Origin of the sequence: Lentzea fradiae, from assembly GCF_900100955.1 — a bacterium.
Lineage (GTDB): Bacteria > Actinomycetota > Actinomycetes > Mycobacteriales > Pseudonocardiaceae > Lentzea > Lentzea fradiae.
This window is the reverse complement of sequence record NZ_FNCC01000002.1, coordinates 1-11,615: the sequence shown is the minus strand read 5'-3', so window position 1 is coordinate 11,615 and position 11,615 is coordinate 1. Positions and strand designations below refer to the sequence as shown.

The 11,615-nt window shown below is 71.3% G+C and carries 15 protein-coding genes; 11 read left to right on the top strand and 4 right to left on the bottom strand.

The annotated features are described in order from the left end of the window. Positions 1 to 13 precede the first annotated feature (13 nt). Positions 14 to 784: a deoxyribonuclease IV gene (locus BLT23_RS03985; RefSeq protein ID WP_090045796.1), complete on the bottom strand. Its 771-nt coding sequence runs from the start codon at positions 782 to 784 to the stop codon at positions 14 to 16. Between the two features lie 155 nt (positions 785 to 939). On the opposite strand from BLT23_RS03985, the gene BLT23_RS03980 reads away from it, so the two are divergent. The 6 genes from BLT23_RS03980 (at position 940) to dnaB (ending at position 6,119) form a co-directional block, all read left to right on the top strand. Further along, complete coding sequence (locus BLT23_RS03980; protein ID WP_245743589.1) at positions 940 to 1,863, top strand: hypothetical protein; 924 nt, start codon at positions 940 to 942, stop codon at positions 1,861 to 1,863. A gap of 101 nt (positions 1,864 to 1,964) precedes the next feature. After that, positions 1,965 to 2,276 carry a 30S ribosomal protein S6 gene (gene rpsF / locus BLT23_RS03975; RefSeq protein ID WP_090046787.1) on the top strand — a complete coding sequence of 104 codons (312 nt, stop codon included), beginning with the start codon at positions 1,965 to 1,967 and terminating at the stop codon, positions 2,274 to 2,276. Positions 2,277 to 2,305: 29 nt separating this feature from the next. Then, positions 2,306 to 2,809 (top strand): single-stranded DNA-binding protein, encoded by a 504-nt coding sequence (locus BLT23_RS03970; RefSeq protein WP_090045793.1) that lies wholly within the window; start codon positions 2,306 to 2,308, stop codon positions 2,807 to 2,809. 57 nt (positions 2,810 to 2,866) lie between these two features. After that, positions 2,867 to 3,106: a 30S ribosomal protein S18 gene (rpsR, locus tag BLT23_RS03965; RefSeq protein WP_030480165.1), complete on the top strand. Its 240-nt coding sequence runs from the start codon at positions 2,867 to 2,869 to the stop codon at positions 3,104 to 3,106. An 18-nt stretch (positions 3,107 to 3,124) separates the two neighbouring features. Beyond that, positions 3,125 to 3,580, top strand: a complete 456-nt coding sequence (gene rplI / locus BLT23_RS03960; protein ID WP_090045791.1) for a 50S ribosomal protein L9 — start codon at positions 3,125 to 3,127, stop codon at positions 3,578 to 3,580. 511 nt (positions 3,581 to 4,091) lie between these two features. After that, complete coding sequence (dnaB, locus tag BLT23_RS03955; RefSeq protein ID WP_218133660.1) at positions 4,092 to 6,119, top strand: replicative DNA helicase; 2,028 nt, start codon at positions 4,092 to 4,094, stop codon at positions 6,117 to 6,119. Here the strand turns inward: dnaB and BLT23_RS42000 are convergent. Further along, positions 6,110 to 6,241 (bottom strand): hypothetical protein, encoded by a 132-nt coding sequence (locus BLT23_RS42000; protein ID WP_281248817.1) that lies wholly within the window; start codon positions 6,239 to 6,241, stop codon positions 6,110 to 6,112. The genes dnaB and BLT23_RS42000 overlap by 10 nt on opposite strands. 9 nt (positions 6,242 to 6,250) lie before the next feature. Here BLT23_RS42000 and BLT23_RS41265 point away from each other — a divergent pair, with 9 nt between their 5' ends. From BLT23_RS41265 to BLT23_RS03935, 4 genes are all read left to right on the top strand, one after another. Further along, a complete protein-coding gene (locus BLT23_RS41265) occupies positions 6,251 to 6,406 on the top strand; it encodes a nitroreductase/quinone reductase family protein (RefSeq protein ID WP_245743586.1) in 156 nt (51 codons plus the stop codon). 76 nt (positions 6,407 to 6,482) lie between these two features. Then, positions 6,483 to 7,523 (top strand): NAD(P)/FAD-dependent oxidoreductase, encoded by a 1,041-nt coding sequence (locus BLT23_RS03945; RefSeq protein WP_090045784.1) that lies wholly within the window; start codon positions 6,483 to 6,485, stop codon positions 7,521 to 7,523. Then, positions 7,520 to 8,878 (top strand): amidohydrolase family protein, encoded by a 1,359-nt coding sequence (locus BLT23_RS03940; RefSeq protein WP_090045782.1) that lies wholly within the window; start codon positions 7,520 to 7,522, stop codon positions 8,876 to 8,878. The genes BLT23_RS03945 and BLT23_RS03940 overlap by 4 nt, the downstream gene beginning before the upstream one ends. Continuing rightward, entirely contained in the window at positions 8,856 to 9,818 is a 963-nt protein-coding gene (locus tag BLT23_RS03935) for a LacI family DNA-binding transcriptional regulator (protein WP_090045780.1), read from the top strand. Before BLT23_RS03940 ends, BLT23_RS03935 begins: the two co-directional genes overlap by 23 nt. On the opposite strand, the gene BLT23_RS03930 is transcribed toward BLT23_RS03935, so the two are convergent. After that, positions 9,803 to 10,759, bottom strand: a complete 957-nt coding sequence (locus BLT23_RS03930) for a helix-turn-helix transcriptional regulator (RefSeq protein ID WP_176946594.1) — start codon at positions 10,757 to 10,759, stop codon at positions 9,803 to 9,805. The genes BLT23_RS03935 and BLT23_RS03930 overlap by 16 nt on opposite strands. Before the next feature lie 83 nt (positions 10,760 to 10,842). Between BLT23_RS03930 and BLT23_RS03925 the strand changes: the two genes are divergently transcribed. Then, positions 10,843 to 11,208 carry a VOC family protein gene (locus tag BLT23_RS03925; RefSeq protein WP_090045778.1) on the top strand — a complete coding sequence of 122 codons (366 nt, stop codon included), beginning with the start codon at positions 10,843 to 10,845 and terminating at the stop codon, positions 11,206 to 11,208. Here the strand turns inward: BLT23_RS03925 and BLT23_RS03920 are convergent. Then, positions 11,205 to 11,615, bottom strand: a 411-nt coding sequence (locus BLT23_RS03920; RefSeq protein WP_143035812.1) for a TetR-like C-terminal domain-containing protein, incomplete at its 5' end; no start/stop codon positions are given. The genes BLT23_RS03925 and BLT23_RS03920 overlap by 4 nt on opposite strands.

The window sequence follows — 11,615 nt, the reverse complement described above, 5'->3', positions numbered from 1 at the left end:
TCGTGCACGGTCGTCACCGTCCGGCGCGGTCGCGCAGGAAGGCGATGTCGTCGGCCTGGCCCTCGTCCGGCGTCTCCACCACGACGGGGCACCCCGCGCTCGCGGCCACGGCCGCCAGCTGGTCCGCGTCGATGGTGCCGGTGCTGATGTTGTCGTGCCGGTCGCGCGAGGAGCCGAACTCGTCGCGCGAGCTGTTGAGGTGCACGAGGTCGATCCGGCCGGTGATCGCCTTCACCCTGTCGACGATGCCGACGAGGTCCTCACCGGCGGCGAACGCGTGGCAGGTGTCGAGGCAGAACCCCGCGCCGAACTCGCCGACCGCGTCCCACAGCCGCTTGATGTTGTCGAACGAGCGCGCCATCGCGTTGTCGCCGCCCGCGGTGTTCTCGATCAGCACCGGCACGGCGAAGCCGCCCTCGGCGACCTGACGCTCGAAGAACTTGCGCCAGTTCGCGAAACCGTCGGCCGGGTCCTCGCCCTTCGTGACGTGGCCGCCGTGCACGACCAGGCCCCGCGCGCCCACGGTCGCGGCGGCCTCCGCGTGCTGGATGACGTTCTTCCGGCTGGGAATCCGGATCTTGTTGTTCAGCGACGCGACGTTGATCATGTACGGGGCGTGCACGAACACGTCGAGGCCGGAGGCGAGCAGCGCCTCCGTCTGCGGGTGGGGTTTCGGCTTCTTCCACCCCTGGGGATCCGACAGGAAGAACTGGACGACGTCGGCCCCGCGTTCGGCCGCGGCGCCGACCGGGTCGTCGTCGCGTACATGGGCCCCGATGCGCATGACCCGCAGGGTAGTCGGCGTCCGCAACGCCGACGCAGCCGCCGCCGATAGGAGTAACCGGGAAAAGTGGGGATGGTCTGCGTCACCACCAGGACCTACGGTCGTTACTTGAGAGTAGGAAAGGGGTTGGCATGCGACTGCCGAGCGTGACCGCAGTGACGCTTCTGACGCTGGCCGCCGCCGGCGTGGGAGCTGCCCCGGCCAAGGCCGCGGAACCGATCGTCATCGGCAGCTGTGCGACGTCCGTGCAGGGCGCGCCCGGCACCCCGATCTCGCTCAGTCCCGCCGCCGTCACGCAGCCGGTGACGGACCTGGTGCGCGCCGTGCCCCTGCTCGGGCCGCCGCTCGCCGACCCGTTCAAGCAGGCGTTCGCCAAAACCAAGCCCATCCCGATCGGCGCGGTGCAGGTCGGGACCACGACCATCACCGGCGGCACGATCGCGAACGCGGTGATGGCGGAGGTCGCCAAGATCCCGCTGCTCGGGCCGATCCTCGGCACGCTCGACCAGACCGTGCGCGCGACGCTGAGCGGCGGCTGCAAGGTGACCGTGACCGCCGTGAACCAGGTCGTGGCCCCGGTGCAGGACGGCAGCAAGGCCGTCGCCGACACCTCACAGGGGGTCGTCGAGGCGCTCGTCCCGGGCGTGCAGCAGCCGCCGGCCCAGCAGCCCCAGCCGCAGCCGCAGCAGCCCGGCACGAACCCCCAGCAGCCGGGGGTGAACCCCGGCGGCGTCAGCGGCGTCGGCGCGGGCGCGCCCGGCAACCGCGACTTCTCGCTCTACCCGGTCGGCGCGAACTTCGGCCGCGTGCCGCTGTTCACCTACGGCTCGCTGCCGTTCGCCACGCCCGGCCTGTACTCGCCCTCGCCCGGCGTCCGGTACGGCTCGCAGGTCCCGCGCGCGTCCACCGGCACCGGCATCGCGGACGACTCGGTGCAGGCGGCTGGCCGCGCGACGGCGCTGCCCCGGCTCGGCGGGCCCGGCGGCGTGGGCGTTCCGGTGCTGGCGGCGGTGCTGATGCTGGCCCTGGTGACGGGCGCGCTGGTGCGGACCTGGGTGCTGCGCCGCACCCCCGCGTAGTCGTTGGACTCGCCCTGTTAACCTTTGTCAGTTGCTGACGCGACGACCCTCCTGCCACGGAAAGCCCGTGGCCGTGAGTCCACAGGAGGTGAGTGGTCCTCATGCGTCATTACGAAGTGATGGTCATCCTCGACCCCAGCCTTGACGAGCGCACGATCGCGCCGTCCCTCGACACGTTCCTCAACGTCATCAAGACGTCGGGCGGCAACGTCGAGAAGGTCGAAGTGTGGGGCAAGCGCCGGCTGAGCTTCGAGATCAACAAGAACACCGAAGGCATCTACGCGGTGCTCGACCTGACCTCGACGCCGGACGCGGTGAAGGAACTGGACCGCCAGCTCGGTCTGCAGGAGACGGTGCTCAGGACGAAGGTCCTGCGCCGTGAGCCCGCCAAGTCAGCCGCCAAGTCGGCCTGACCTACCTCAAGTAGGGGAGCTCCCAAGACATGGCTGGTGAGACGACGATCACGGTGGTCGGGAACCTGACCGCCGACCCGGAACTCCGCTTCACCCAGAGCGGTGCCGCGGTGGCCTCCTTCACGGTGGCCTCCACGCCCCGCACCTTCGACCGCCAGTCCGGCGAGTGGAAGGACGGCGAAGCGCTGTTCCTGCGGTGCAACGTGTGGCGGCAGGTCGCCGAGAACGTGGCCGAGTCGCTCACCCGCGGTTCGCGAGTGATCGTCTCCGGACGGCTGCGCCAGCGTTCCTTCGAGACGAAGGAAGGCGAGAAGCGCACCGTCGTGGAGCTGGAGGTCGACGAGATCGGCCCCTCGCTGCGCTACGCGACCGCGAAGGTCAACAAGGTCAGCCGTGGAGACGGTGGTGGCGGCGGCTTCGGCGGCGGCGGCCAGCAGTCCCGCGGCGGTGGCGGCGGCGCGCCCGCGGACGACCCGTGGGGTTCCGCCCCGCCGGCCGGCTCGGGTGGCTTCGCCGACGAGCCCCCCTTCTAGACCGCTGCACCGGTCATCCAGAACCTGATCACTGCGTATTCCAGGAGTTAGAGACACATGGCCAAGCCGCCTGTGCGCAAGCCCAAGAAGAAGGTCTGCGCCTTCTGCAAGGACAAGAGCGCGTCCCTGATCGACTACAAGGACACGACGCTGCTCCGCAAGTTCATCTCCGACCGCGGCAAGATCCGTGCTCGCCGCGTCACGGGCAACTGCTCGCAGCACCAGCGCGACGTCGCTGTTGCCGTGAAGAACGCCCGTGAGATGGCCCTGCTGCCCTACACCTCGACCGCCCGCTAAGAGAAGGGAACATTCGCGATGAAGCTCATCCTCACCGCTGACGTTTCCGGCCTTGGCGCGCCCGGCGACATCGTCGAGGTCAAGGACGGCTACGGCCGCAACTACCTGCTCCCGCGCGGTCTCGCGATCGTCGCGACCCGCGGTGCGCAGAAGCAGATCCAGGTCATCACCCGCGCGCAGGACACCCGGCGCGTGCGCGACCTGGACCACGCCAAGGAGCTGAAGGCCGCTCTCGAGGGCCTCGGTGGCGTGACCCTGACCGCGAAGGCGGCCGCCGGCTCGAAGAAGCTCTTCGGCTCGGTCACCACCTCGGACGTGGCGGCCGCCGTCAAGTCCGCCGGTGGTCCGGTGCTGGACAAGCGCGCCATCGAGCTGCCGGGTCACATCAAGACCACCGGCAAGCACTCGGTGACGGTGCGCCTCCACCCCGAGGTCACCGTCTCCCTCCCGCTGGTCGTCAGCGCCGGAGAGTGAACGGCCGCCCCTGCCGGGGCGAGTGAGATCCGTGAAAGCGCCGCCCACCCGGACTGCTCCGGGCGGGTGGCGCTTTCGCTCGTCAGGACCAGTGCACAGTTGTCCACCGCCTGTGGATAAACCCGGAGCCCCGTCCTACCGCGACACGCCGAAGACGGTGTTTTCCGCGACACGCCGACGCTGTGGCCCACAACTTTTTCCACAAGTTGTACACAGGCTCTGAGCTGGCGTTATTTCTGTCACCCCAGCAGTTGTCAACAGGTTGTCCCCAGCTCCTCCATCCCTGTGGGCAACCATCCACAAGTTGTCCCCCAGTTGTCCACAGGACGATCCACACGCTGGTTTGCTTGCTCCGGACGGGTCCCTCTAGCGTCGCTGCCGGGGCGAGGTCATCGCACAGCGTGGCCGCCCGGAATTGTCGGTGCTCCGAGGTACAACTAGGGGACTGAGCACCGGTTCTCGACTTCTTCGCAGGGGTGATTCGGCAGTGGCGCTGGTGGACGACCGGGGAATGGCGGAGCCCGCTTTCGAGCGCCAGCCGCCCCAGGACCTGGCTGCCGAGCAGTCCGTCCTCGGCGGCATGCTGCTGTCCAAGGACGCCATCGCGGACGTCATCGAGGCCCTCGCGCCCAACGACTTCTACCGCCCTGCCCACCAGGCGATCTACGACTGCATCCTCGACCTGTACGGCCGTGGCGAGCCCGCCGACCCGATCACCGTCTCCGCCGAGCTCGAACGGCGCGGCGAGCTGCTGCGCGTGGGCGGCGCGCCGTACCTGCACACGCTGATCGCGACGGTGCCGACGGCCGCGAACGCCGGGTACTACGCGGAGATCGTGGCCGAGAAGGCCGTGCTGCGCCGCCTGGTCGAGGCGGGCACGCGCATCGTGCAGCTCGGGTACAACGGCGCGGAGGGTGCGGACGTCGACGAGGTGGTCGACCGCGCGCAGGCCGCGATCTACGAGGTCACCGACCGCCGCACCACCGAGGACTACGTGGCGCTGGAGGACCTGCTCCAGCCGACCATGGACGAGATCGACGCCATCGCGTCGCGCGGCGGCATTTCCCAGGGCATTCCGACGGGCTTCGCCGACCTCGACGAGCTGACGAACGGCCTGCACGGCGGCCAGATGATCATCGTCGCCGCCCGTCCCGGTGTCGGCAAGGCGCTCGCGCTCGACACCCCGCTGCCCACGCCCACCGGCTGGACCACGATGGGCGAGGTCGCCGTCGGCTCGTTCCTGATGGGCGCGGACGGCAGGCCCACGCGCGTGGTCGCGGCCACCGAGGTGATGACGGGCCGCCCGTGCTTCGAGGTGGAGTTCTCCGACGGCACGGTGGTCGTGGCCGACGCCGAGCACCAGTGGCTCACCGAGTCGTGCAGCGAGACCGGCGGCTTCTGGGCCATCCGCACGACGGCGCAGCTGTTCGAGCGCGTCGGCGTGTGCCGGATGTTCGTGCGGCTGTCGGCGGCGTGGGAGCTGCCCACCGCCGCGCTCCCGCTGTCGCCCCGCGCGCTCGGCCTGTTCCTGTCGGGCCTGGGCGACCTGGAGCTGACGGACGACGAGCTGCGCGCGGCCAAGGACCTGGGCCTGGCCGACGAGCCGCACATCCCGGTCGCGTACCTGCGCGCGTCACGCCGCCAGCGCGAGGAGCTGCTGGCCGCGTTGCGGATCGACGGCCGCTTCGCCCGCCTGCGCGCCGACGTCGACGAGCTGGTCGCGGGCCTCGGCCGGCACGACCAGGTGGAGATCACGGCGGTGCGCCCCGTCGCGTCCGTGCCGGTGCGGTGCGTGGAGGTCGACAACCACGACCACCTGTACCTCGCGGGCAAGACGATGATCCCGACCCACAACTCGACGCTGGGCCTCGACTTCGCCCGCTCGTGCTCGGTGAAGCACGGCATGACCAGCGCCATCTTCAGCCTGGAGATGAGCCGCACCGAGATCGTCATGCGCATGCTCTCCGCCGAGGCCCGCATCCGCCTCGGCGACATGCGAGGCGGCAAGATGACCGACGACGACTGGACGCGCCTGGCCCGTCGCATGAGCGAGATCAGCGAGGCGCCGCTGTTCGTCGACGACAGCCCGAACCTCACGATGATGGAGATCAGGGCCAAGGCCCGCCGCCTCAAGCAGCGGCACGACCTGAAGCTCGTCGTCGTCGACTACCTCCAGCTGATGAGCTCCGGCAAGAAGTCCGAGTCACGTCAGCAGGAGGTCTCGGAGTTCTCCCGGAACCTGAAGCTGATCGCGAAGGAGCTGGAGGTCCCGGTCATCGCGATCTCGCAGCTGAACCGCGGTCCCGAGCAGCGCACCGACAAGCGCCCGATGCTGTCCGACCTGCGTGAGTCCGGCTCGCTGGAGCAGGACGCCGACATGGTCATCCTGATCAACCGCCCGGACGCGTGGGAACGCGACGACCCGCGCGCCGGTGAGGCGGACCTGATCATCGCCAAGCACCGTGCCGGTCCCACGGCGACCATCACGGTGGCGCACCAGCTGCACTACTCGCGCTTCACGGACCTCGCTCAAGCCTGAGCCGGGGGTTGGTCGTCGGGCAGCGGGTCGCGGTGGTCCGTGCGCAGCCCGTCGATGACGAGGCGGAGCTGCGCGATGCCCTCCAGGTCCGGGTCCGCCCAGGTCAGGGCGAAGTTCCCCATGATCGCGTGGTGACGGGCGTAGCCGGTGAGGGCTTGGAGGTGGTCGATGACGGCTGGGCGGTCTTCGGGACGCACGGCGGCAGCCCGCGCCACCCGGTCTGGTTCCACAACCTGATGGCGAACCCGCACGTCACGGTCGAGGTTGTGGTGCCGGAGCGCGGTTGACCACGCCCCACAGCAGGTGTAACTAGTTACATGCAACTAGTTACACCAACGGGTGCGCAGGACTGCGGAGGTCAGGATGCGGGTCGTCGTGGTGGGTGCTGGTGTCTACGGAGCCGCTGTCGCAGCGGCACTGGCTCGTCAGGGCGCGACGGTGACGGTGGTCGACGCCGGTGCGCCGGGGGCGGGGACGTCCGGGGCGTCGTTCTCGTGGGTCAACTCGCGCGACAAACGGCCGTCGGTCTACCACGACCTCAACGTGGCGGGGATGGCCGCGCACCGGCGGCTGGCGGACGAGGTGCCGCTCAGCGGCTGGTACCACGGCGGAGGCGCCCTGACCTGGGGCGACGGCGTGTCCGAGAGGGTCGAGGCGCTGCGGGAGTCCGGGTACGCGGCCGAGCTGCTGACGCGGGCCGAGGCGGTGGAGCTCGAACCCGGCCTCGACCCGGACCGGCTCCCCGGCGACGGGATCGGGTTCTTCCCCGACGAGGGGTGGGTCGAGCCGGTGCGGCTGGTCGGGCACCTGCTCTCCCGCGACGTCGAGGTGGTGGCCGGTGACGCCGTGACGGGGCTGGAGGTCGGCGGCGACGCGGTGCGGGGTGTGCGGCTGGCGTCCGGGACGCACCTGTCGGCGGACGCGGTCGTGAACTGCGCCGGGCCGCGGGCCGGTGAGGTGGCGGCGATGGCCGGGCTCGCGTTGCCGATGCGGAACCTGCCGTGCGTGCTCGTCTACACCTCGCCGGTCGCCGTGCCGCTGGCACGGGTTGTGCACGCACCGGACGTGCACTTCCGGCCAGAGGGTGACGGGCGGGTGCTCCTGCACTCGGGCGAGATCGACCGGACCGAGCAGGTCGAGGGCCTGCTGCGGGACGCGGCGTCGTACTACCCCGGGATGCGGGCCGCGCGGGTCGAGAGCGTGCGCCGTGGTGAACGGCCGATTCCCGGTGACGGGTTGCCTGTGCTCGGACGGGTCACCGGCCTGCGCGGCTACTTCTTCGCCGTCTCGCACAGCGGCGTGACGTTGTGCCTGCACGCGGGCGAGCTCGTGGCGGACGAGGTGCTCGGGAAGGACCGTGACGACGCGCTGGCGGCGTTCCGGTTCGAGAGGTTCGAGCGATGACGACGGTCGTGCGGGGTGGCGACCTGGTCGACGGACGCGGGACCGAGCCGCGGCGCGGGGTCGACGTCGTCATCGAGGGTGACACGGTGCGGGAGGTCGTCGAGCCGGGCCACGGCGAGTACCCGTCGGCGCGGGTCGTCGAGGCGGCCGGGATGCTCGTGCTGCCCGGTCTGATCAACCACCACTCGCACGGCACGGCGTTCGGGCCGCTGTTCCCGAGCGGCCACGAGCCGCTGCCGTTCGCGCAGGTCAAGGCCAACCTGGACCGGCATCTGCTGGAGGGGACGACGACGCTGCTCTGCGTCGACGGGTTCATCACCGCGGAGGCGGCGGCCAGGACCGACGAGGCGCACCCGGTCAACGTCAAGGCCGCGTCCTGCAACACACCCGCGTGCCTGGAGGCCGCGACCATCACCGACGGAGGTGGGCTCGCCGACGAGCACCGCGCCTTCACCGCACGCCGGGCCGTGGCCGAAGGGGCTGTCGCACTCGGCGAGATCGGCTCGGGGCACACGCTCGGCGGTGGCGGGGCCAGCTACCTCTACATCCCGCGGGAGATCGCGCGGCGCACCGGCGTGACGGTGCCGGCGGTGCGGGCGAACGACCTGAAGGTCGCGGTGCTGGGCAGGCACATCAGCACGGCCGCGTTCGACCGCGACGCCGTGGAGGAGGCGCTGGCGGCGGCGGGCCTGACCGGGAAGCTGTCCGTCGAGGACGCCCGCGAGATCGTGTCGGGGGTCGTGCTGCCGGGGTTCGACATCGCGTTGCGCGGTCTGGCGGAAGCCGCCGACCTGGGCCGGGAGCTGGACGTGCCGGTGCTCGTGCACAACGCGGCCGCGTCGATGAGCCAGGTCGCGCGGCTCGCCGGACGGGACGTGCGGCTGGTCGCCGGGCACTCCAACCACCCGAGCTTCACGCCGCGCGAGGCCGTCGAGCACGCGGAACGGCTGAAGGAGCGGGGTGTGGTGGTCGACGTGTCCGTGCTGGACACGTTCGGCGGCGTCCGGCCGCACCTGAAGGACCTGCTGTTCGCGCTGTTCGAGGCGGGCCTGGTCGACACGATCTCGACCGACTACGCGGCCGGCCATCACGACCCGGTCCTGCTGGCGGTCGACCGCGCCACCCGTGCGGGCGTCGTCGGCCTGCCCGCTGCCGTGGCGATGGCCACGTCCGCCGTCGCCGACGCGTTCCCCGGTCTCGCCCCGCGACGTGGCCGGATCGAGCCGGGCGCGGTCGCCGACCTGGTGGTCACCTCCCCGGCGGCGCTGGAGAATGTCCGGACGGTCATGATCGGCGGCGAGGTCGTCGTCCGGGAAGGCAGGCTGGTCGCGGATGAAGCGAGTCACGATCGGTGACGTCGCGGCGCACGCGGGGGTGTCGACGGCGACGGTCTCCCGCGTGCTCAACGGCGGTCTCGTCGCGGAGTCGACGGCCGCGCGCGTGTGGGAGGCGGCCGAGACCCTCGGTTACAGCCCGAACGCGCTGACCAGGAGCATCTTCGCGGGCCGCGCCAGCACGATCGGCGTGGTCATCCGCGACCTGAGCAGCCCGTTCTACCTGGACCTGATCCGCGGGATCGACGAGGTCGCGACGGCCGCCGACAGCCCCGTGCTGCTCGCCAACACCAACCGCGGCGCCGACCGGGAGGCCGCGCAGGTGCGGGCGATGGACCAGCAGCGGGTGCGCGGCCTGGTCATCACGGCCGGTGAGACAACGGACGACCACGCACGCCGGATGGCGAAGAACGGCACGCCGTGCGTGGTCGTCGCACGTACGGCCGCAGGGCTGCACTCGGTGAGCCTGGACGACGTGGCGGCCGGGCGGCTGATGGCCGGGCACCTGGCCGGGTGCGGGCGTTCACGGGTCGGCGTCATCAGCGGACGCGACAGGTCCACGCAGGTCAAACGCGCGGAGGGCCTGCGGTCCCGGCTGGCGGAGCACGGCCTGCCACAGCCGGAAGAGGTCCAGGTCGGTGACGAGGCCGAGGTCGACGAGGCCGTGGCGGCACTGTTGGGACGTGCCGACGCCATCGTGTGCACGACCGGCCGTCTGACCGTGGCGGTGCACGCGGCGTTGACCGCGCGCGGGCTGCGGATGCCCGACGACATCGGGTTCCTGACGATGGACGACTTCCCGTGGGCGAGCGCGCTCGGGATCACCGTGGTGGCCCAGCCGTCGTACGAGATGGGACGCCGGGCGGCGGAGATCATCGTGGAGGAGCCGGGCTCACCGGTGGAGGTCGTCTTCGAGCCGACTCTCATCGCACGCGGGTCGTGCGGTCACGCGTCGGCGTGAGCCGCCAGCCGTGCCGCCAGCGCACGGATCAGGTCGCGCAGCTCCGCGGGCCGCTCGACGACGAACGGCCGGTCGAGCCGGGCCAGCAGCGGCGGGATCCAGTCGAGCCGCTCGGCCCGGATGCGGACCCGCGTCCACGGGACCTCCTCCTCCAGTGAGGCCACGGCCTGCGGGAACACGGCGCGGACCTCGTCGGGTGTCGCCTCGATCCGCACGGACACCTCGTGCCGGTGCGGTGCTTCGGCGATCGACGTCAGCACGTGCCGGCCCGCGTCGAAGCCGGACGGCACGTCGAACGTCCCCGGCCGCACCTCGGCGGCGCTGATCCGGTCCACGCGGAACGTGCGCACCTCGCCGCTCGTCGAGTCCGCGCCGGTCACGTACCAGCGGCCCGCGTGCGCCACCACGCCGTACGGGTGGACGACGCGGTCGCTCGCGCCGCCGTGCCGGGCCAGGTAGGCGAGCGCGACCGGGCTGCGGTCGCGGGCCGCCTCGGCGACGGTCAGCAGCACGTCGGCGTCCGCGGCGAGCGCCGGTTTCGCGGGGGCGGTGAAGTCGGTGACCTGCACCAACGCGTCGAGGCGCTGGCCGAGTGACGCGGGCAGGACCCGGCGGACCTTCGCGACAGCGCTCTCCACGGCGGCGACCGAGGTGGTGATGCTGCCGGACCGGCGACCCGTGACCAGGCCCAGCAGGACAGCGAGCGCCTCCTCGTCGCTGAGCATCAGCGGCGGCATCCGGTAGCCCGGCGCCAGGCGGTAGCCGCCGTAGCGGCCGCGCACCGAGCGGACCGGGACGTCCAGGTCGAGCAGGCGGTCCACGTAGCGGCGGACCGTGCGCTCGTCGACGTCCAAGCGTTCGGCCAGGTCGGCCACGGTTCTCGTGCCACCGCTCTGGAGGATTTCCAGCAAGGCCAGGACGCGGGCGATGGGGCGGGTCACAACGCAAATCCTTCTTATACCGGGCGGATCCTGTCCAGTATTGCTCCTAGCGTGTCCGTCGTACCCCGATGAAAGGACACGCAGTGCAGTTCGCTTCCATCCGCGTCATCACGAACGACGTCGCCCGGCTCGCCGGGTTCTACGAGCGCGTCACCGGCCTGCCCGTGGAGTGGCGGTCCGACCTGTTCGCCGAGGTCATCGCCCACCCGGTCAAGCTGGCCATCGGCAGCGCCGAGACGGTGGCGCTGTTCGGCGCCGGGTCGGCGGAGCCGGAGTCGAACCGGACGGTGATCATCGAGTTCCGCGTGGACGACGTCGACGCCGCGTTCGAGCGCCTGGGCGAGGCCGAGGTCGTGCAGAAGCCGACGACCATGCCGTGGGGCAACCGGTCGCTGCTGTTCCGCGACCCCGACGGCAACCTGGTCAACTTCTTCACGCCGCCCGCCTAACGGGGCCGGAGCCCGCGCAGGGCCGTGTCGACGAGGCCGTCGACGTACTCGTGGGTGAGCGGACCGGTCCGGTGCAGCCACCGCGCGAGGACGGGTGACCACAGCAGGTCGACGGCCGTGTCGAGGTCGGTGTCCTCGGCGAGCTGGCCTGCGCGGACGGCGGCGCGCAGGCGTTCCCTCTTCAGCTCCCGCATCGGGCCGTCCAGGCGGGCCGCGTACTCGGCGGCCAGTGCCGGGTCGTTGACGATCTCGACGTTCATCGCCCGCATGGCCAGGTCGGTGCTCGGGTCCGCGAGCTCGTCGACCGTGGCGCGCAGGACCAGTTTCAGGTCGGCGGCCAGGTCGCCGGTGTCGGGCAGCGCCGCGGCCTCTCCTTCGCCGGCGAAGGAGAGGAAGGCGTCGAAGAG